We start from the raw sequence: 20,676 nt of genomic DNA on the forward strand, positions 1-20,676 counted from the left end.
GGTACATCGCGGATAAACTGGAAGGCATCTAGATGTTTTTGATAATTGCGTGGCAAGTCGGCGGCCATTTGGATTGGGCTGTAGAGCACCACATACAGGGCGAGTTGCTTCATTAAGGTGGTTTGCACGCGATTTTCGGCATCTAACCCCTTAGGCGCCAAATCAAAAATCCCCGGGGTGAAGTCCATTGGTCCAGCCAGCATGCGGGTAAAGGGCAACATGGCGGTATGTTCTGGGCTATTTGGTGGGCTGCCCCAAGCATTGTACTCTTGGCCGCGGGCACCTTCGCGGGAGATCCAGTTAGGATAAGTGCGGCGCAGCCCAGTATCTTTAATCGGCTCGTGGGTATTAATGCTGATATGGTGCTTGGCGGCTTCGGTAACGCTGTGAAGATATTCACCCACCATAAACTGACCGTCGTGCCATTCGTGACGGGTGATACCGTTTTCATCGATGCGTTTGATTTGTCCACCGTCAGCGACATAACCGGTTTTGACTTGGGTCACGCCATGTTTTTCATACAGGGCGAAGGCATCATTCATTTGCTTGCGGTAGTGGGTGACTGAGCCTGCGGTCTCGTGGTGACCAATCAGGCGCACGCCTTTTTTCGCGCCGTAGGCGGTAATGGCGGGTAAATCGAAATCATCATAGGCCTTAGTAAAACTGAATTGATCGCCATTATGGAACCAATCGCCATCCCAACCTTGGTTCCAGCCTTCGACCAAGACACCATCAAACTGGTATTTGGCGGCGAAATCCATATAACGCTCTGTTTCGCTGGTGGTTGCGCCATGCGCTGGGCCCGAGCCCCAAGTGTTGTCATTGAGGTGCATCCCCCACCAAATGCCGACATATTTGCCCAGTTTAACCCAAGAGACATCCCCTAGTTTATTGGGTTCATTCAGGTTGAGGATAAGGTGAGAATTAAGCAGTCCCGTGGCTTTGTCGGCGATTTGAATCGTGCGCCATGGGGTATAAAAGCCCGCTTGGGTTTTAACCCGAATACCATCTGACCAAGGAGTAAGATCGGCCTTGAGCTTGCCATCACGCTGTTGATCGAGGGTCATCGAGGCAAAATCAACTAACGCCGCCTCGTGAATGCTTAAATGGGTGCCATCGATCAGTTTAAAGGTAAAAGGGGTGTGGGCTCGGTCGACCTGATTGAGTGCGCTGGTGCGATACAAATATTCGTAGCGGTTCCATCCACGAGAAGGGATCCACCAGGCGGTGGCCTTATCACTCTGGCCAATATTAAATTCGGTGAGTTCATCGGTAATGGCAAGCGGCGTATTGTTCGGCAACGCGTTTTGGGCCGCTAAGTGATAACGAAAGCCGATGCCATCGTCAAAGGCTTTAAACTCGAGGTTTAAGTCGATTTTACCGTCGGTTAATACCACGCTCAGTTGATTGTGTTGATCCTTTACCCACTCCTGCTCACCCCAAGGTTGCTGCCATTTTTTATTGGCACTGGCGGGGTGGCTCGATTTAATGCGAAGACCTTGTCCTAATTCGCCCAGTGAGGCAAAGACTAACCCTAATCGGCTCGGTTCGATAACGGTTTTGCCATGAAAATGGATTTGATATTCGGGGCGGCCCGTATCATCACTCAGACTCAAGACGATTTGCTTATCGGGGGAGCTCAGGTTGAGGGTCTGCGCCGTGGCACCTGTACTCAACAGGCTGCCAATGCTGAGTGCTAGCAAGCTGGGCGTGAATAAATTGTGTCGATTTCGCGTTGGCGAGTTGATGTGGCGGGTGTGGGTAAGCAGATTGCTGAACATTCCCTGATCCTTGTTTTTATAGTGAATATGGGTCAATGCATACTAGTGGTGATGGCTTTTTGCTCGCAATGGGTTGCATACGTATTCACCGATGCGGCCTAGAGGCTGGCAGCCTGATAGTCAAACCTAAAGAGATGGGTTTTAACCGCTGACTCGGGTAGAATGCGCGGCTTTATGGCGCTCAAGCATGTATGGGCGCGATTTTTGAGGCGTCAGCGGTGAAAATCAGTCAGCGATTACAGCAGATCAATCAGATGGTAGAGCAAGGATACGATCATATTTGGGACTGCTGCTGCGATCATGGTTTACTCGGCATGCTGTTACTGCAAAGAAATGCTGCGCCTAAAGTGCATTTTGTCGATTGTGTGGCGCCCTTAATGCAGCAACTCAGCCTTGAGTTAGCTCGGTTTTTCCCCCAGCAGCCTATCTCAAACGCTCAAAACGAAAAAGAGCAAACCACCCATGCCCAAAGTGAATGGCAAGTGCATTGTCTGGATGTGGCGGCGTTGCCACTGGCACATTACGGCAAGCAAGCCAAGCACTTAGTGATTATTGCGGGTGTCGGTGGCGAGTTATTGGTTGAACTGGTGCGCAGCATCGTGTCGTGTTATAGCCAGTATCACAGCGACAATCACAACCATTCTTATCATTCCAGCCCGCTCGAGTTTATTTTGTGTCCCGTGCATCATAATTATCATGTGCGCAGCTCACTTGCTGAGTTGGGATTATCCCTTAAGCAGGAATATTTACTCGAAGAAAATCAGCGCTTCTATGAGATATTGCATTTAACCCATTCGAGTACAGCTTCGAAGCGCAATGACGTGGCGCCCTTAAGTTCGACTGGCTCAATTATGTGGCAAGGGTTAGATGCGGATAAAACCAGCCAGGCTAAGCGTTATCTTGTGCAGACAATCAGCCACTACCAACGTATCCCCGAGAGCCGCTTGCCAAATAAGGCACAAATTGTGGCGGCCTATCAGCAAATCTTGCGGCAACTAAGCAACTGAATTAACCCGTTTCAAGTGTACGTATTGTTGTGCGTGTTGCTTGAAAACGGTTTTGCTCTATAAATCTATAAAGTTGGTTTATGCTATTAGGCCGTTAATCTTGAGTTTTTCTATGCGTTTATTGAAGTCCACCCAAGCTGCCAATATTAATTTAAAACAGGCAAGGATCTTTTATCGCCAAGCCGCCCGAGCCATTGTGTTGTCGGGGGAAGATATTTTGCTGCTCTATACCCAAAAATATCGAGATTACGGCTTGCCCGGCGGTGGTGTGGATAAAGGCGAGAGCATCGAGGTTGGGCTTATTCGTGAGTTACAGGAAGAAACCGGCGCCATTGCAGCTAACGTTATTGCACCCTTTGGCCGCTATGAAGAATATCGACCTTGGTTTCGCGAAGGCGCCAACGTAGTACATATGGATTCCTATTGCTACCTGTGTGAAATCGATATGACTTTAGGTAACCGTGGCTTAGGTGAGCCAAAGCTTGAAGCCCATGAAGTGAAAAACGGTATGCGCCCTGAGTGGATCAATATCCATCAAGCCATTGCCCATAATGAAGAAATTCAGCGCACCTTCGCCAACAAAGGCCAATCTATCGACAGGGAAACCTTTTTGCTGAAACAGATAGTTGCAGAATTATTGTAGATAACGCTTGGCTGGCGACTTTATCACTTAGCCATAAAACTCAGTCTCAAAGCATAGATATAAAAAAGCCCCCCAGAGAATGGCTTGTGTGACTCAGAGTGCGTGAGATGCTAGATCACTGTTAAATAAATACAGAAGAAATGACTCATCGCGCCAGCTAGCACAAACAGATGCCAAATCGCGTGATTGTACGGAATACGTTTGCCGACATAAAAGATCACTCCAAGGGTGTAAAACAACCCGCCCAATAGCAGTAGATTAAATCCAAGCGGTGACATTGCTGCTGTCAAATCGCCAATCACCGTCATACAAAGCCAACCCATCGCCAGATATAACACAAGACTGAGTTTTTTAAATCGGTGAATAAATAAGGTCTTAAATAAAATCCCACCAATAGCCAAAGACCAAATCGCCGTCAGGATAATGGTTGAAAGCTGTCCTTGCAGGCTGATTAACATCAGTGGGGTGTAGGTGCCCGCAATTAAGCAGTAGATAGCACAATGGTCGACAATCTTAAGTTTATGTTTCCAGCCAACATGCGTTACGCTGTGGTACAGGGTGGAACTTAAAAATAACAGGATAAGACTTACGCCATAAATAATAACGCCTGTAAGTTGAATATTGGTGAGATGATCTGCGCCCTTAAGTAGCATAAAGATTAAGCCCACTACACCTGCAATCACCCCTAGGCCATGGCTGATGCTATTGGCTATCTCTTCACTAAGGCTATAGCAACTGATATTCAATGGTTTTTCATGACTCATTTGCGGTTCTATCAAACTCTGGCTTGGCATGCTGTTGATCCACTCGATGACGATAATGATTGAGTCTATCAGTAGATAAAAGGGAAAGCTATAATTGGCTTACACGTGTAAGCTGATTTATTTTACGTGTTCTTGTCATCGGCTATAACACTGATGAGTTCTGTTGTCCTTGTACAAGATTATGGTACTGGTTGACAACTGAATAATGTCACTGCTTTGGAACTTTGTTCGACTCACTTTCTCTAATTCTCCGTAAGATGTCATGGATTTGTTAAGTACTTTATTCATTAAGTACTAAGGGATGGATTTTGCCTGTTCGATCGAATATAGCCCCAGAAGATAGCATCAGATTTGATGCGCACAGCAGTGCCACAAAGGACGAGGCTTTACCATTTTCCGCTTTGCCTTTTTGTGCAACGTTTTTAAGTGCTACAACCCAAGGCGCTACAGATTTGAACACTAAGCCTTTTAGCGCTTTAAGTGTTCATGCCGAGTCTTGCGATAACAATCTACACCTCAATTTAAGTAAAGCAGACCAAAGATCAATCGATAGCGCATTTAAAACATCTTCAAATCTAAGCGGGCTAGAGCGGCCACATTATTTCAATCTTAAGCTATTGCTTTGGGTCATGTTTGGCCATGGCTTACTGCTGTTTTTATTAATTTTTTTATGGCGAACCCAGTCGGAACACTTAGGGCTGCATTTTACTGAATCATCTGCTAACGCACGGACTACAACCAAAGCGTTAAAGGCATATTTTATTTATGCGCCGCCAACGCAAACTGCTCCAGCGGATTCTGCTCAAGATATCTCAGTGGAAGAGTTTATTAACACTAGCGAGCCGATAACCTCACCGCCTAATACCGTAAAGCCGGCAGCTGATATTGAGCAGTCAGCGAAAGTGTCACCAAAAGTCGCAGTAAAGCTGACGCCAAAGCCCATGGAGCAGATAGCCAAACCTCCAGAAGTCAGCGCCCAAGAATCAAAAGTAACAGAATCAAAAGCATCAGTACCAAACACATCTGTGCCTAACACCTCAACGCCGAACACCTCAACTCAGGGCCAAACCCAGCAGAGTGCAAAAGAGGCTGTTAAACCGAAAAAGGCAGAAACCCAATCACGCTCGGCACAAGCGGTAAGTACAGAGCAATCTGCGGTAAGTGGGCAAAGCGGTGGGGTGGCGGGCAGTGTGGGATTGTTTACTCAGCGTTATTTTGAACGACAGCGTGAGCAAGCTTTAGATGATTTAGTGTTAGAGCAAGCAAATCATTACAGCAAACGGTCGAATTTGTCTGAAATGAGCCCCGAGATGGAGGTACTGATTGTGCCCAATGCCGACGATTTTAGCGGCCCCACCAGTTTGGATTTAGAGCTGGATCCGAATCGTATCGTTCGTCAAGGTAATACCTGTTATCGGGTCGTCAAAGTAGGCACCCCAATTAATCCCTATGCTGAGAACTTAGGTTTCCCCTTCGATTGCAGTGGCAAGAAAATGAACCAAGAAATTGATGATGCCATTAAGGCGCAGCTCGATAAAATGATGGTAAAGCGGCCAAAAGGTTAAAAAATAGTGATGATAAATTTTCACTAAAAATAGTTTAAACTATGATCGCTAAAACAAATTTAGATTAAAGTCATTTAAATACATTGCTTTATGTGTTCTTTAATTTTGATTGATAATTTAATTTTTATTCTGAAATTACGCTTGTTTGTTCGCAGCGCTTCTGCCTATACTTTTGCCCATCTTGTCGGAGTGCCTCTTGGCTGAGACCGTTTATTCGGGATCCGTTGAACCTGATCAGGTTAAAACCTGCGAAGGAAACAAGCATAATAACTTCCATTAAATCGTATCAGCGGCCAGCTTTTGCCCTGTATTAACCCATCGATTTAGTCGTTATTGAGTCAGTAAATCCACTTACGGTTTACAAGGCTCAGCTCTCAACACTCAAGTCTCCAGACAAGCAACCCCATTTTTATTTGTTAAAGTGAGATTGCTTATGTCCAGTTTAGAATCGTCCTCAGAATCACTTGCCGTGAACACTCATGGGCAAACGAACCGCCGTGTGGCGCGCGCCGAGGCGCAAGCCTTTATCGATACCCTTAAACCATTACAACATCCTAATTCGCAAAAACTTTATTTGCAGGGAAGCCGTGCGGATTTACGTGTGGGGATGCGGCAAATTCTGCAAACCGATACGCGGATTGGCGGCACGGCGATCGCGGCCAACGTTGAGAAAAATCCTCCCATTCCGGTGTACGACTGCGCTGGCCTGTATTCCGATCTGGCTGCGCAAATTAACGTGCGCCAAGGACTAGCCAAACTCAGATTACCGTGGATTATCGAGCGCCAAGATACCGAAGTACTCGATTGCGCGACCTCAGATTTTACCCAGCAACGCCTAAAGGATGATGGGCTCGATCATCTGCGTTTCGAAGCAGGCTCAAGTGCGATTGTTCGTCCTCGCCGTGCCTTACCTGGTAAACGCGTGAGCCAACTACACTATGCCCGCCAAGGGATTATTACCCCTGAAATGGAATATGTGGCGATTCGGGAAAATATGGCGCTCGCCCAGGTGCAAGATGAAATCTTAAACCGCCGCGGCCATGGTGAATCCTTTGGTGCCGTAATAGGTAAACCAATTACCCCTGAGTTTGTCCGCGACGAAATTGCCCGTGGACGCGCCATTATTCCGTTAAATATCAATCATCCCGAAGCTGAGCCTATGATTATTGGCCGTAACTTTTTAGTCAAAGTGAACGCCAATATCGGTAACTCGGCGGTCACGTCTTCCATCGAGGAGGAAGTGGAAAAGCTTGTTTGGTCAACCCGTTGGGGCGCGGACACTGTGATGGACTTGTCCACTGGCCGCTATATCCATGAAACCCGTGAATGGATTATCCGTAACTCGCCAGTGCCGATTGGCACAGTGCCGATTTATCAAGCACTGGAAAAAGTGAATGGTGTTGCTGAACACCTGACCTGGGAAGTGTTTCGCGATACTTTGATTGAGCAAGCGGAGCAGGGCGTCGATTACTTTACCATCCATGCGGGCGTGTTATTGCGCTATGTGCCTATGACCGCTAAACGGGTGACAGGGATTGTGTCCCGCGGCGGCTCAATCATGGCCAAATGGTGCTTGAGCCACCATCAAGAAAACTTCCTCTATACCCATTTTCGTGAGATTTGCGAGCTATGTGTCGCCTACGATGTATCGCTGTCATTAGGCGACGGTATGCGACCTGGCTCCATTGCCGATGCCAATGATGAGGCGCAGTTCGCCGAGCTTGAAACCTTAGGTGAGCTAGTCAAAATCGCCTGGGAATACGATGTGCAGACCATTATCGAAGGGCCTGGGCATATCCCGATGCAGCTCATCAAGGAGAATATGGATAAGCAGCTTATCCACTGCGCCGAGGCGCCGTTTTATACCCTAGGGCCGCAAATTACCGATATTGCGCCGGGTTACGATCATTTCACCTCAGGGATCGGTGCGGCTATGATCGCATGGTATGGCTGCGCCATGCTCTGCTATGTGACGCCGAAAGAGCACTTAGGTTTACCCAATAAGCAGGACGTCAAACAAGGGCTGATTGCCTACAAGATTGCCGCCCATGCGGCCGATATTGCCAAAGGCCACCCGGGCGCTCAGATCCGCGACAATGCGTTATCTAAGGCGCGATTCGAATTCCGCTGGGAAGATCAATATAACCTCGGACTTGACCCTGAGACCGCCCGAGCCTATCACGATGAATCCCTGCCACAGGAGTCGGCCAAGGTTGCGCATTTTTGCTCTATGTGTGGCCCTAAGTTCTGCTCAATGAAGATCACCCAAGATGTGCGCGACTATGCGGCAAGCCTTGAAGCGGATGCAAAGGCACAAAGCTTTGCTGCTGAGACTGACGGTGCGCTTGCGCCATTAAGTTCCATTCAGCAGGTGAAAACGGGAGATTCTAAATTAAGCCATATCGCTGTCAAAACCCAAGAAGAGTTAACCGCCGCCATGGCGCAAAAATCGGCAGAGTTTGCGGCTTCGGGTGCCAAGTTGTATCTACCGATGGGCGAGGCTAATACAGCTAAAACTGCCAATGAATCGGGCAAGTATCAGGATGGGAGTGAGCTCAAACCAACAGCACAGGTTGCGGAGGTTTGATAATGACCCCTGCGAAACATATTAGCCAGGTGGCGCCTAAACCTATCGTCTGGACCATTGCCGGTTCAGACAGCGGTGGCGGCGCGGGGATCCAAGCCGACTTAGCCACCATCAAGGATTTGGGCGGCCATGGATGCAGCGTGATCACCACGCTAACGGCCCAAAGTTCAGTAGCGGTGGCGTTAGTTGAGCCTGTGAGTGAGGCAATGTTACTCACACAGCTCTCGACCCTGTTAGCCGATCTACCGCCTCAGGCGATTAAGATTGGTTTACTCGCAAATCAGCAACAAGTGCACTTAGTAGCCGATTGGTTGGCTGGTTTTAAAACCCAATTTCCACTCGTCCCCGTTATTCTCGACCCTGTGATGGTTGCAAGCTGTGGAGACGAACTCGGCGATAAGAGCACGGCGAGTAAACCTCTGGATTTTGCACCCTTTAAGGGCTTGATTAGCCTGATAACGCCGAATGTGCAGGAGTTGGCAAGGCTTACTGTCGCCACAGACAAACGAGCTTCAGCCATTCATACAAAAGCAGAATTCGCCGCTGCGGCAATGCAACTCTCTGCGCAATTAGCTTGCAGCGTATTAGCCAAGGGCGGCGATATTGATTTTGCGGCTCAGGCAAGTGCTGGCATTAACACCAGTGATGTCTTAAGCGATCAAAAAAGCGATATCACAAGTCATCGCATCGCTACAGAGAATCAGCGTTTGGCGGAGGATTTGTTGATTTGTCATCAGGTTACTGGCTGCTCACCGCTTGACGAGAATGGTGGTTTTTGGCTCAGTAGTGCGCGGATAAACACGCGCCATAACCACGGCAGTGGTTGTACTCTGTCTTCAGCCATCGCCTCGGTGCTAGCTTTTGGCTTTGTATTGCAGGATGCGGTTGTGGTAGCAAAAGCCTATGTCAATCAAGGCTTAACTTATGCAGTCGGGATTGGCCAAGGCCCCGGACCACTCGCGCGTACCGCATGGCCGCACAGCTTAATGGCGTATCCTTACGTCACTTCTTACACTAAAAATAGCTTGAATGAATCCAGTGATTTGCAATGCGGCGCGTTTAAGCGCCTTGATCCTGACTTAGGGATTTATCCCGTTGTCGATAACTTACTGTTACTCGAACAATTATTGGCGGGGGGCGTGAAGACGGTACAGCTCAGGATAAAGTCTAATGCGCTAAAGTCTAATGTGCTGGCGTCGGACGAACTTGAGGCACAAATCCAAACCGCGATTGCCTTAGGTAAACACTATGATGCGCAGCTTTTTATCAATGATCATTGGCAGTTAGCGATAAAGCATGGCGCATTTGGGGTACATCTTGGACAAGAAGATCTGGCGGTGACGGATCTAAACGCCATTCATGGCGCGGGATTGGCGCTTGGCATCTCTAGCCACGGTTATTTCGAGTTGCTGCGTGCCCATCAACATGCGCCATCTTACATCGCCCTTGGGCATATTTTCCCGACGACGACCAAGCAAATGCCATCGGTGCCACAAGGGTTATTCAAGTTAGCGCATTATGTTGAACTGTTAAAAGCGCATTATCCCTTAGTGGCAATTGGCGGCATCGGGCCTTCGAATCTTGCCCAAGTCAAAGCCTCTGGGGTGAACAATATTGCCGTGGTGCGGGCGATTACCGAATCAAGCGATCCAATAATGGCCTTTGCCGAATTGACGCGAGCTTGGGAGTCAAGCTTATGAGCATGACACAAGAGCAGGCGCAATCCCTTGCCGATAAAGACTTTATTCGTTATTCGCGGCAAATATTTTTACCTGAGGTCGGCGAGACTGGCCAGTTGCAGCTTAAACAGGCTCATGTCCTTATCGTAGGCTTAGGCGGCCTTGGGCAATTGGCTGCGCAGTATTTAGCCTGCGCCGGTGTTGGGCGCTTAACGCTTGTCGACGGTGATAGGGTGGAATTGTCCAATCTGCCAAGGCAATTACTCTTTAATGACGACGATATTGACCATCACAAAGCCCTCATTGCTAAACAGAAATTAGCCGTGTTGGCGCACGGTTGTGAGATTGATGCCTTTGCCGAGCATTTGACTCTCGAGTCTGCGAACACTGTATTTTCTGGTCTGTTAACCCATGGTGAAGAGACGAGGTTAGTGCTTGATTGTACTGATAACCTTACTGCGCGCCATTGTATCAATCGGTTGTGTATTGAGCATGCCTTGCCTTTGGTGAGCGCCTCGATTGCTGCCTTTAACGGCCAATTGTTTGCGGTTGATCAGCGGCGATTTCCCGCAGGCGGCTGTTATCACTGTATCTTCCCCTCGAATACTCGCGCGCCACAAAACTGTAGCAGTCAAGGAGTGCTCGGCCCCAGTGTCGGCGTGATGGCATCGATGCAGGCGCTGCTAGCGATGCAATTGTTGCTCTTAGCCACGCCGCCAACTTCTACAACAAAACAAACGGGTAATCAGTCTTTCGAAGAGACAAGTCACCCAGTCACCTCCACGAGAGCGCTACTTGGCCGATTTTGGCGTTTCGATGCCAAGTTACTCCAATGGCATTCGGCCGCATTAACCCGTGATCCCGAGTGCAAGGTGTGCGGATTAAAGCCGAGTGCATTAATGCAATCAACCACAGCTGCTTCATTCAAATCTGTCTCTAATCGAGGTTTGTTATGATTTTAATTCATCTCAATAATGTGCCCCAAACACTTCAACAACCGCTCAGTTTACAAGCCTTGTTAGAAGCACAAAATATTTGCCAACACTCGGTTGCCTTAGTGCTTAACGAGGCCGTTGTGCCAAAACACCGATGGTCATCTATCCTATGCCACCATGAGGATAAGATTGATGTATTTGCCGTGGTCGCGGGAGGTTAAGATGTTAACGATTGCAGGTGTGGAATTTGAGTCACGATTATTTACGGGCACGGGAAAATTCAGCTCAAGTCAGCTGATGCTGGAGTCCATTAAGGCGTCTCAGTCGCAGTTGGTGACAGTTGCGATGAAAAGAATTGATTTAAACACAGGGGCCGATGATTTGCTATCGCCACTTAGGCAAGCGGGAATGCGACTCTTGCCAAATACCTCGGGGGCGCGTAATGCTAAAGAAGCGATATTCGCCGCCGAATTAGCGCGGGAAATGCTGGGAACACAATGGGTTAAACTTGAAATTCATCCCGATCCTAAGTACCTGATGCCCGATGCGGTCGAGACGTTAGCTGCGGCCAAAACCCTGTGTGAACGCGGCTTTATTGTGATGCCCTACGTGCATGCCGATCCCGTGCTGTGCCGACGTTTAGAGGATGTTGGCTGCGCCGCTGTGATGCCACTAGCAAGCCCAATTGGCACCAATCAGGGGTTGGTGACTGAGCCTTTCATCAAGATGATTATCGAGCAAGCAAGGGTGCCGGTGGTGATTGATGCGGGAATTGGCGCGCCATCCCATGCAGCGCACGCGATGGAGTTAGGTGCCGATGCCGTGCTGGTTAATACCGCCATTGCCAGCAGTGCTTCTCCCATTGAAATGGCGCTGTGCTTTAAGGATGCGGTAGATTGCGGGCGACGCGCCTTTGAAGCGGGGCTTGGCCGAGTGCAAACTCAGGCTGTGCATACCAGCCCATTAACGGGATTTTTGCAGCAATGAGTTTTGTCGATCAATTTACCCGTATTGAACGGGATAAGTTATTGCTGGCGTTATATTCCTGCACGGCGGTGGAGGTTGAGCGCGCCCTGATGCAACCCGAGGGTAACCTACAGAGTTTACTCGCCTTGCTGTCTCCTGCGGCCGAGCCCTATATCGAAGAGATGGCACAGCGCTCGGCAGCGCTCACTCGGCAACGCTTTGGGGCCAATATCGGATTGTACTTACCACTGTACTTGTCCAATCTTTGCGCTAACGAATGTGATTACTGTGGTTTTAGCATGAGCAATAAGCTCAAGCGCAAAGTGCTCAATGAGCAGGAACTTGCTGCCGAAATGGCGATTATAAAATCCCGCGGCTTTGATTCTATCTTGCTAGTGTCGGGAGAGCATGAAACTAAGGTTGGAATGGATTACTTTCAGCGGGTTTTACCGTTGGTAAAACAGCAGTTTAGTTATGTGGCTATGGAGGTGCAGCCGCTTGAGGAGATTGATTATCGCCAGCTTGTCGAGCGAGGGCTGGATGCTGTGATGGTGTATCAAGAAACCTACCAAGCCGCGACTTATGCTAAACATCACACCCGAGGCAAAAAACAGGACTTCGCCTATCGGCTTGCCACGCCCGATCGCGTTGCCCGTGCGGGTATCGATAAGATAGGCCTAGGTGTGTTACTAGGATTAGATGACTGGCGGCTCGATGCCTTGTTGATGGGTCATCATTTGGACTATTTAGAACGACATTACTGGCGTACTCGTTTTAGTATTTCTCTACCACGTTTGCGGCCTTGTACTGGTGGCATAACACCAAAAGTGCATTTAACCGATCTTGGACTGGTGCAAATGATCTGTGCCTTTAGACTTTTTAATCAACAACTTGATATCAGTTTATCGACCCGCGAGGCACCATCGCTTCGGGACAATTTACTGCCTCTTGGGATAACGCAAATGAGTGCGGGCAGTTCAACTCAGCCCGGAGGTTACCAAGCACCTGATAGTCAGCTCGATCAGTTTGAGATCAGCGATGAGCGAACTGTTGAGCAGGTCATCAGTCAAATGCGGCTCAAGGGATTTAACCCCGTCTTTAAGGATTGGGAATCGGCTTGGATAGCCTGTTAAAAAGGAGCTGAAAATGAGCAAAAAAGCTCTCCATAAGAGGGATAAATCTGTACATCAAGGTAGGTTTGGTCAATAATTAACCTAGTGTTCACCAGATGCAGGAATCCCTTTATGCAAATCCAATCTGCTTATGCTTCCGGTCTGCAAGGCTTGCAAACGGCTCAATCAGGCTTAACACAGGCTACGATTGATGTGGCTAAACCGAGTCCTTCGCAAAGCGCTGCACCCACAGAAACCGCTAAGGCGGTAGATGAAACCGATAAAACCTCAGTATTAGTTGCTGCCAATTCATCATTGCGACAAGGCGAAGCATCGACTGAGGTACTAGAGAGAGAATCTGAAACTATAGGTTCGATTATTAACATCAAGGTGTAACTATGTCGGTCATGGCGCTGTCATCCCAGGTTGGCGCGCCATCCAATTCGTTTTTGAGTGCTGATAAGCCGATTGAGCCGCTAAAAGGAGCAAGACCTCAAAGTGGACTGGTTTATCAAGGTGACAATAGTCAGACGGTTGCTAACCATAGCGCTTCAACGGCTAGCCTGCATGCACCAAAATCCGAAGTGAGTGGGGCACTTGAACCGTCTTTAAGTAGCTTTACTGCTGCATCCAACCAAACTTTGCCTTTCACTGGGACTCAGCCTGAGTTATTGGCAGGCGCTAAATCGAGTTATGCGAGCCTTTCTTCTAGCGCGAATAATGTTGCGATACAGAAAGCTATTGTAGATTTAGGCGTAAACGCTTCTGCTCAATTACATTCAAACCCCTCCGCTCCAAAACTGATAGATTCGACTTCACAGTCTTCAACTAATAAAAGTTTTAGTTTACTCACAGGACCTCGTTCCATAGGTGGAATGAGAGGTGGGCAAATTGCTGCCTCTCAGACAGCCGTGTCAGTGTTGAGTGCTCCGGATATGGGGCTTTCAACCTTGAATGGTGCCGTTAATCCTCAGGTGTCTTTGGCGCCAAGCACAACCGCTTACTCAACTGAAAGCGATATCGGTAGTATTACTTCGCCAAATTCGGATTTCGCCAATATATTCCCGACTTCAGATCCCATCACAACGAGTATCGCACCATTGGGACAACAAAAGGCCACTACTACTGCAATTAATCCTTTTGCTACTGAGTTTGCAGGGGCTGATGTCGTGGGTACTACTTCGGGGACCCGCGATTCGGTGGTGGCCAATGTTGGTGATAAAACCTCGCCTCAGGCAAACAGTTTGAGTGAGCAGTTTAGTCATATCTTTGGCCAACCTGATGCGACCAAGGAACCAGTTGGGAGTGAATCGGTAGCAGGCGAACTTTCTCACATTCAGCAAAATCAAGCTGAACAAGTTCGTGATGAGCAAGCTAAGCAAGCAAGGGAAAAGGCTATACAAGAGCAGGAGCAAAAACAACAAGCATTAGCCGAAGCCTTTGCTAAAGCCGATAATCGCCAACAAGCTCAGCAGACACAGGGCGAACAAACTCGCCAGCAAAACTTAGCGAAGGAGCAAGTCAAACAGACACAAGAAAAGGCGATAGAGCAACAACAAGCCCAAATTGACGAATTAAAAGCAAGGGACACAGAAGTCAAAGCTCACGAGCACGCTCATGCCAGCGTGGGTGGTCAATATGCCCAAAGCCCTAGTTTTAAATATGAAAAAGGAGCTGATGGCCAACGCTATGCCACCGACGGTGAAGTACAAATCGATGTGTCGACAGTACCAGGCGATCCTCTGGCGACCATCAATAAAATGAAGCAAGTCTATGCGGCTGCGATGGCGCCAGTTGACCCATCTTCTGCCGATATTCGCGTGGCGGCGCAAGCACTGCAGAAAATGAATGAGGCCAAGGCTAAACTTGCTGAAGAACGTCAACAGCAGATTGTTGACCAGTCCACAACGGAAACCTTAATAGGTGCCGAGGCGCAACTTGAAAACTTGCCACCGCTCAAAGAACGTCAAATTCAAGTCACGGGTAAGGTTGATGCCGATGGTAATATCACGGTCCCCCAAGACGAGCCATCGGCTCCTGTTACCGAAGTGATTGATAAGATTAAGCAAGCTATTGCGGCGCAGGTTGCATCGAGTGATACCTCTGATGCCGTAAATGCCATAGAGGTTGAAAATAGCGATACAATTGAACCTCCAACAGCAACCTTGGCCGTTGGTTCTGTGCAATCAAACCAAGCTGAAAATCCGCAGATTTCCTCACAGCGACTCGAATCATCCGCTCGCTTATTCAACAAGGGTGCATTGAATCTTAACCAAAGGGACAGCAATGCGGTTCGTTTCTATGATGCGGTAGCCGTAGCAGCGCTAGCCAGTAATCAAAACTCAACACTAGTGCACAATGAGTCGAGTGTTGATGCACATCGTGGGGAGATAGCAGAACCAATAGACGATTCTGCATTGGCGTCTAGCTCGACTGTTTATGGGGAGAATAGTCTTATTTCCAATGGATTAACACTTGACTCATCAAACCGCCAAGACACTCGCGGCCTGTTCAACCCTCAAACTTTAGCACTGCATCGTCCGCGTTTCTTAGATGTGAATGTCTAGCCTCTAATTCTCGATATTCTCGCAAATATTAACCGAGTAGCGTTTGCCCATTGAGGCCAATTGCTTAAGCGTGCTCTGTTTGCAAGTTCATTAGCCATAAATCAAATAACAGTGACTCCCTATTACCCAAGCGCTCATTTTTCCGTGCTAGAGGAAACAACCTCAGCGTTATCAATCGGTAGTGCTCACACCATGGTGCTTTAGGATATAAGAGGCCAGCAGTTTCGAGGCGGGGCCTTGGTGATCGCGGTTGGGTATCACAAGGCTAAGCATTATCCGTCGTTTCTGGCTGCCTTGCAGGTGCAAACGCACCAGTTTACCCGCGGCTAATTCTTCTTGGATAAGGAAGGATGGGATCCAACAAAAACCAATTCCCTGATTTAAAATAACTTTAGCTTCATGGAAGTTAGATACTGTCCAGCGCTGCTCGGCTTTGAGCCAGCCGATATCAATGTTAGATTGCACGCCCGTGTCTTTGATCACTAATTGCAGATGCTGTGCCAACAGTTTGTCGTCATCTAAAGTGCCAATGTCGGCTAAGGGGTGGCTCGGGTGGCAAACCAGATGCAGCTCTTGTTCACATAGAGGCTCGGATAAATAGCCTTTGGGTGGGATGCCTGCACAAATGGCTATATCGACTTTATTCTGCAGGATCAGCTCCTGCGTCCCAGTGATCACTGAATCAAGCATAATAATGCGAGTACCACGGCTATGGGGCAGAAAGTCACTTAGCGCACATACAAGGCTTTCCATCGGATAGACAATTTCACGGGCAATGGTCAGCGTTGGCTCCCAACCTTGCTCTAGGTTGCTAGCAAGTTGTTCTAATTCATTCACAGATTGAGTGACATGGCGTGAACGTCGCAGTAACACTTCGCCCTGTGGCGTCAGATAGGCTTTACGCCCACGGACTTCGAGTAACTCAATTCCCAATTGATGTTGCAACTTGGCGACAGCATGGTTGAGAGACGATTGGCTCTTGTTGAGTTTTTCTGCCGCCTGCGCATAGCCGCCATAATCGACGACGGCCTGTAAAATACGCCATTGCTCAAGGGTGGATTTAGCGCGAGTCATGGAGATCCTAATGTCTAACGACAATTTTCTAAAAAAACGATAGGTTTAGCCCTATAGTGGCTAGTCATGATCGTTTTTTCAATGGTATCGGTGATTTAATTGGAAGACGATAATCGCGGCGATGTGCAGCAGTATGATTATTACTGACGGTAAGATTACGTGTGGATATTGTTTGTTGGTGTGTGCAAATCACCACTCCCATTGAGTTAAGCCGCTAAAAAGCACAATGGCTAGCGTTAGCGTGCGATCCTAAGACAACGATAATCCTCTGGATAAGCGATGCCGCATCAACGGGATCGCCAATAGTAGCGCGTAGTTGCTCACTTAAGGTGAGTGCAGCCTCATTGACTACCAACAGATTAAAAAGCCCAAGTTTATCTTGGCATTCTTGTGTGGATAAATAGACAAATTTAGCTAATTGCGTTTGCCACAGGGATTGATAATAGCGTGGACCTTCATTAGCGATTGCATTGAAACTATATGCATAGTCAATTGGTTGTTCCCAATTTGCGCCAAAACTCTTACTAAACTCTGCTTGTAGATCAGGATAGCTTTGCTGTTTTAAAGACTGATAAAAATTAAGCGCCACTTTAGCGCGAAACACATTAAGTTGTTTGGTATAGGCCTTGGCGAGTATCTCCCTTGGCGCTATATGTTGAATATCATATTTTGGAAAGAGTGTTTCGTGTAATACATTGGCTAGCCAAAGGCTTGGTAACTGATTTGAATCGAGACTCGGGCCTAAGGTATTGTTTAGATAAAAATGGCTTCCCTGTGCAAGTGCTACAACAGCTTGGGCTAACGCATTGCAAAAACGTTCAATATCTTTGTCACTGTTGAGTGTGGGATTAAGCTCGAGTGCCTGTTGACCAAACTGTTGGCCAATCACACTTTGTCTGAGGGTATGTTGACTGGCACTGGCATGCCGACTATTTACGTCAAGATACACTTCACCAAGCAAACGATGTTGGTGGTAAACCCGGATGATTTGTTGCTGCCGTTGAGCCGCGGTTGATGCAATATGCCCATCTATCACTTCAAAACTCAATCCATACTCACCGAGAATAGCAAAAGCATTATCGAGCACTTCGCCAGTGTGTAAGGAAATCTGTTTGGCACTACTTAGCTGCGATAATTTACGGCCGACATCCCAAGGTGCGACTCCAATTGATTCAGTTTGGCTGTCGAGAAACTGTTTTACTAACGCAGGAGAATTGAGTTGCTGTTCAGCCAAGCTGTAACTGGCAAAATCGATAAAGTTTGCGTCATTTGCCATTTGTTGACGCAATTCAGCAATACGATGCAATGCGAGTTGGTTATGCTCGCGGGCACGACCTTGATAGGCCTGCCACAGAATTTGCCGACAGTGGCGATCGGGTTGTTTTAAGAGATAACCGACAATCGTGCCGGAAAACGTTGTATTTGATGTTTCTGTGGCGTTGTCGGCTGCATCAACGGCGACATTTTCTGTGTTGGCAGTAGTAACCTCAGTTGGCAGTTGGCATTGGGTTGCTTGAACCGCTAAATGAAATTGTTGACTGCCTAATCCTTGTCGAATAGTGGCTTGTGCTGTGTGCAGTTTGGCCTTATCAAGGGGGGATTGATGCTGACGTAGTAATGCGACTAATTGTTCACCGAATAAGAGTTGATCTTGGGTGAGATGCTCATCATTGCTATGTTTATCAGCCGCATCAGTGAGCTCATCGACAAGTTGGTTGAATGTTGCTTGGCTCAGCAGGTCGTTTAGGATATCGGCAAGGCGCAACTGACATTGCAGTAGTCCTTGGCGTTCTTCGCCCGAGAGAGATAAACCTCGGTAGTAGTTGAGTCTATCATTAATGTTATTAAGCCCTATGGTGTGTTGCTCTAATACCAAGGCTTTATCTGAGAGCATTAAAGTGGGCAAATTATGTGTATTGGCATAGCGGCTAAAGGCGCTAGTCAAGTCAATATTAGGATGACGTAAACACTGTTCCACTAGCAGAGGTACAGGGCTTGGTGCAGCAGAGGCTGCACCAATAGAGGATAATAAACACCAGCCAAACAGGCTAGCCGTAAACAATGTTTTTGGCATAGGCAACGGGGCTGTGACCCTCATGGTATGGGATGACATGGTTTTAACATGCCTGAGTGTATCATGCCTTAATTCAAATCTTGATTCGGCTGATTTTTCACTGCAATAATCGTTGCACGTTTCGGTGCGGGGTAACCCTCGATAGTCTTAGTGATATCGTTAGGATCAAGATATTCAACCAGTGATTCATTTGGCATCCAATCGGTTCGGCGCTGCTCGGCAAGGGCGGTGACATCGGTATCGACACAACGTATGTCGGTGAAATCACATTTTTTAAGCCAGAGCATCAGTGCCGCAACGGATGGAATAAACCAAACGTTATTCATTTTGCCATACCTATCTTGCGGGACGAGTACGGCGTTTTCATCACCATCAATCACTAACGTCTCTAATACTAATTCTCCCCCCATACGTAACTGATCGCGTAATTGCAACAAGTGATCAATGGGTGAGCGTCTGTGATACAAGACGCCCATGGAGAATACTGTATCGAAGGCATCCAATGGCGGAAGTTCTTCAATACCAAGTGGCAACAGGTGCACAGGGTGATTCTCACCACTCAAGCGTTTAACCGCTTCAAATTGGCATAAAAACAGCGGGGAAGGGTCGATACCCACGACACGCTTAGCGCCGGCCCCTAACATACGCCACATGTGATAGCCGCTACCGCAACCTACATCGAGTACTGTACGGTTTTGCAGGGGTGAAATATGCGGTTTAACCCGATCCCATTTCCAATCGCTGCGCCATTCGGTGTCGATATGAATGCCGTGAATATGGAATGGACCTTTACGCCAAGGCATAAAGAGCCGCAGTAAATTCTCGAGTTTTTCCTTTTCGCCTGGCGTGAGCTGCTCACCCGTGCCTATCGTGACACTATCAACAAAATCGACTTTATCTGGGCTTGGATAGTGCAGTTTATTAAGCACTTTTTCCCATTTCGGGAGGTTGCCGTGTTTGTGTTCTCTTTGCCATTTACCGAGGATTGCTGGCAAGGTTTCAAGCCAATGTTGTAAATTTGAGTCGGCAATTTGCTGATAAAAGGAACTAAAATTAATCACTTGATGGCCACCATAGAAGCAAAGTTAAAACATTGGAACCATGTACTAAAGTGACTAAACCCTTGGCGAGTTAAGCGCTGTTGATGCGTACTTAAGGTATCTGGTTTCATGACATTTTCCAGCGCACTACGTTTTTGACTGATTTCGAGCTCGCTATAGCCATTGGCTCGTTTAAAGTCGAGATGCAGTTCTTCAAGTACATTTTGAATTGGCGCATCATCAAAGCGGATTTTTTCCGAGAGTACTAAGATCCCTCCTGGATTTAAGCCTTGATAAATCTTGGCGATAAGTGACTCTCTGTCCTCGGGAGGTAAAAATTGTAGCGTAAAGTTGAGCACCACTAAGGAGGCGTTTTCGATGTGAATATCGCGAATATCACCGCAGATCAGCTCAACCTCAGTATCACTGACATAGGCATTGAGGTTTTCTTGGCAGCGCGTCACCATAGACTCACTATTGTCTACGGCAACAATTCGGCAGTCACGGCCTTGGATCTGGCGGCGAATGCTCAATGTTGCAGCACCTAAAGAGCATCCTAAGTCGTAAATCTGGGTATTAGGTTTAACAAAACGATCCGCAAAATCGCCGATAGTATTGATAATTTGGGTGTAACCAGGCACTGAGCGGCGGATCATGTCACTAAAGACACCCGCAACACGGCTATCAAACTGGAAATCGCTAATGTGCTCGCTCGCTTGAGCGTAGATAGTATCTTGGGAAGCGTTCATTTGGGAATGTCTCGAAAATTCAACCCCGCATTTTAACGAATCCCGTTGACTAGCAGCAAGTCTCGGGCTAGTAATTTGCCAGAAATTTCTGTCTAATATGCGATAAATAACAAAGTATTTACATTGTACATCA

The 20,676-nt window shown here is 47.7% G+C and carries 18 protein-coding genes and 1 riboswitch; of the genes, 11 read left to right on the plus strand and 7 right to left on the minus strand.

Annotated features, from left to right (window positions below; genetic code table 11):
* Positions 1–1,781 (minus strand): glycoside hydrolase family 97 catalytic domain-containing protein (locus tag L976_RS22545; protein ID WP_052184084.1); only part of this gene is annotated, 1,781 nt, incomplete at its 3' end.
* Positions 1,782–1,999: 218 nt separating this feature from the next.
* Here L976_RS22545 and L976_RS21785 point away from each other — a divergent pair.
* The gene (locus L976_RS21785; protein WP_047540895.1) at positions 2,000–2,788 is read left to right on the plus strand and encodes a tRNA (adenine(22)-N(1))-methyltransferase; all 789 of its coding nucleotides are present in this window, start codon (positions 2,000–2,002) and stop codon (positions 2,786–2,788) included.
* Between the two features lie 112 nt (positions 2,789–2,900).
* Positions 2,901–3,431 (plus strand): NUDIX hydrolase, encoded by a 531-nt coding sequence (locus L976_RS21790; protein ID WP_047539974.1) that lies wholly within the window; start codon positions 2,901–2,903, stop codon positions 3,429–3,431.
* A gap of 110 nt (positions 3,432–3,541) precedes the next feature.
* On the opposite strand, the gene trhA is transcribed toward L976_RS21790, so the two are convergent.
* Together trhA and L976_RS23705 are read right to left on the minus strand one after the other, a co-directional pair.
* On the minus strand, positions 3,542–4,225 hold the full coding sequence (gene trhA / locus L976_RS21795) for a PAQR family membrane homeostasis protein TrhA (protein WP_047539975.1): 684 nt from the start codon (positions 4,223–4,225) through the stop codon (positions 3,542–3,544).
* Positions 4,226–4,475: 250 nt separating this feature from the next.
* Positions 4,476–4,655 carry a hypothetical protein gene (locus L976_RS23705; RefSeq protein WP_229777739.1) on the minus strand — a complete coding sequence of 60 codons (180 nt, stop codon included), beginning with the start codon at positions 4,653–4,655 and terminating at the stop codon, positions 4,476–4,478.
* Between L976_RS23705 and L976_RS21800 the strand changes: the two genes are divergently transcribed.
* From L976_RS21800 to L976_RS21840, 9 genes are all read left to right on the plus strand, one after another.
* Positions 4,648–5,760, plus strand: coding sequence for a hypothetical protein (locus L976_RS21800; protein WP_231570535.1), 1,113 nt, complete (start codon positions 4,648–4,650; stop codon positions 5,758–5,760). The two genes, L976_RS23705 and L976_RS21800, sit on opposite strands and share 8 nt — an antisense overlap.
* 175 nt (positions 5,761–5,935) lie before the next feature.
* Positions 5,936–6,034, plus strand: a riboswitch (TPP riboswitch).
* Positions 6,035–6,193: 159 nt separating this feature from the next.
* A complete protein-coding gene (thiC, locus tag L976_RS21805; protein ID WP_047539977.1) occupies positions 6,194–8,347 on the plus strand; it encodes a phosphomethylpyrimidine synthase ThiC in 2,154 nt (717 codons plus the stop codon).
* 2 nt (positions 8,348–8,349) lie between these two features.
* Positions 8,350–10,047, plus strand: coding sequence for a thiamine phosphate synthase (gene thiE, locus L976_RS21810; RefSeq protein WP_047539980.1), 1,698 nt, complete (start codon positions 8,350–8,352; stop codon positions 10,045–10,047).
* Entirely contained in the window at positions 10,044–10,982 is a 939-nt protein-coding gene (locus tag L976_RS21815; RefSeq protein ID WP_052184052.1) for a HesA/MoeB/ThiF family protein, read from the plus strand. The genes thiE and L976_RS21815 overlap by 4 nt, the downstream gene beginning before the upstream one ends.
* On the plus strand, positions 10,979–11,182 hold the full coding sequence (gene thiS / locus L976_RS21820) for a sulfur carrier protein ThiS (RefSeq protein ID WP_037430926.1): 204 nt from the start codon (positions 10,979–10,981) through the stop codon (positions 11,180–11,182). The genes L976_RS21815 and thiS overlap by 4 nt, the downstream gene beginning before the upstream one ends.
* Before the next feature lies 1 nt (position 11,183).
* On the plus strand, positions 11,184–11,948 hold the full coding sequence (locus L976_RS21825) for a thiazole synthase (protein WP_047539983.1): 765 nt from the start codon (positions 11,184–11,186) through the stop codon (positions 11,946–11,948).
* On the plus strand, positions 11,945–13,060 hold the full coding sequence (thiH, locus tag L976_RS21830) for a 2-iminoacetate synthase ThiH (RefSeq protein ID WP_047539985.1): 1,116 nt from the start codon (positions 11,945–11,947) through the stop codon (positions 13,058–13,060). Before L976_RS21825 ends, thiH begins: the two co-directional genes overlap by 4 nt.
* Positions 13,061–13,171: 111 nt before the next feature.
* Complete coding sequence (locus tag L976_RS21835) at positions 13,172–13,435, plus strand: hypothetical protein (protein ID WP_047539987.1); 264 nt, start codon at positions 13,172–13,174, stop codon at positions 13,433–13,435.
* 2 nt (positions 13,436–13,437) lie between these two features.
* Complete coding sequence (locus L976_RS21840) at positions 13,438–15,606, plus strand: putative metalloprotease CJM1_0395 family protein (RefSeq protein WP_047539989.1); 2,169 nt, start codon at positions 13,438–13,440, stop codon at positions 15,604–15,606.
* A 171-nt stretch (positions 15,607–15,777) separates the two neighbouring features.
* Here the strand turns inward: L976_RS21840 and L976_RS21845 are convergent, their stop codons facing one another.
* The 4 genes from L976_RS21845 to cmoA all read right to left on the minus strand — a co-directional run bounded on the left by L976_RS21845 (position 15,778) and on the right by cmoA (position 20,543).
* On the minus strand, positions 15,778–16,680 hold the full coding sequence (locus L976_RS21845) for a LysR family transcriptional regulator (RefSeq protein ID WP_037431654.1): 903 nt from the start codon (positions 16,678–16,680) through the stop codon (positions 15,778–15,780).
* Positions 16,681–16,894: 214 nt separating this feature from the next.
* On the minus strand, positions 16,895–18,754 hold the full coding sequence (locus L976_RS21850; RefSeq protein ID WP_047539993.1) for a M3 family metallopeptidase: 1,860 nt from the start codon (positions 18,752–18,754) through the stop codon (positions 16,895–16,897).
* 68 nt (positions 18,755–18,822) lie between these two features.
* Positions 18,823–19,815 carry a tRNA 5-methoxyuridine(34)/uridine 5-oxyacetic acid(34) synthase CmoB gene (gene cmoB, locus L976_RS21855; RefSeq protein ID WP_047539995.1) on the minus strand — a complete coding sequence of 331 codons (993 nt, stop codon included), beginning with the start codon at positions 19,813–19,815 and terminating at the stop codon, positions 18,823–18,825.
* Positions 19,812–20,543 carry a carboxy-S-adenosyl-L-methionine synthase CmoA gene (cmoA, locus tag L976_RS21860; RefSeq protein WP_047539997.1) on the minus strand — a complete coding sequence of 244 codons (732 nt, stop codon included), beginning with the start codon at positions 20,541–20,543 and terminating at the stop codon, positions 19,812–19,814. Before cmoA ends, cmoB begins: the two co-directional genes overlap by 4 nt.
* Positions 20,544–20,676 lie beyond the last annotated feature (133 nt).

This window comes from Shewanella sp. ZOR0012, assembly GCF_000798835.1.
Lineage (GTDB): Bacteria > Pseudomonadota > Gammaproteobacteria > Enterobacterales > Shewanellaceae > Shewanella > Shewanella xiamenensis.

Coding starts and splice junctions, on each gene's coding strand:
- L976_RS21790 (WP_047539974.1), top strand. CDS start 2,901: ATGCGTTTATTGAAGTCCACCCAAGCTGCCAATATTAATTTAAAACAG.
- trhA (WP_047539975.1), bottom strand. CDS start 4,225: ATGCCAAGCCAGAGTTTGATAGAACCGCAAATGAGTCATGAAAAACCA.
- thiC (WP_047539977.1), top strand. CDS start 6,194: ATGTCCAGTTTAGAATCGTCCTCAGAATCACTTGCCGTGAACACTCAT.
- thiE (WP_047539980.1), top strand. CDS start 8,350: ATGACCCCTGCGAAACATATTAGCCAGGTGGCGCCTAAACCTATCGTC.
- L976_RS21815 (WP_052184052.1), top strand. CDS start 10,044: ATGAGCATGACACAAGAGCAGGCGCAATCCCTTGCCGATAAAGACTTT.
- thiS (WP_037430926.1), top strand. CDS start 10,979: ATGATTTTAATTCATCTCAATAATGTGCCCCAAACACTTCAACAACCG.
- L976_RS21825 (WP_047539983.1), top strand. CDS start 11,184: ATGTTAACGATTGCAGGTGTGGAATTTGAGTCACGATTATTTACGGGC.
- thiH (WP_047539985.1), top strand. CDS start 11,945: ATGAGTTTTGTCGATCAATTTACCCGTATTGAACGGGATAAGTTATTG.
- L976_RS21835 (WP_047539987.1), top strand. CDS start 13,172: ATGCAAATCCAATCTGCTTATGCTTCCGGTCTGCAAGGCTTGCAAACG.
- L976_RS21840 (WP_047539989.1), top strand. CDS start 13,438: ATGTCGGTCATGGCGCTGTCATCCCAGGTTGGCGCGCCATCCAATTCG.
- L976_RS21845 (WP_037431654.1), bottom strand. CDS start 16,680: ATGACTCGCGCTAAATCCACCCTTGAGCAATGGCGTATTTTACAGGCC.
- L976_RS21850 (WP_047539993.1), bottom strand. CDS start 18,754: ATGCCAAAAACATTGTTTACGGCTAGCCTGTTTGGCTGGTGTTTATTA.
- cmoA (WP_047539997.1), bottom strand. CDS start 20,543: ATGAACGCTTCCCAAGATACTATCTACGCTCAAGCGAGCGAGCACATT.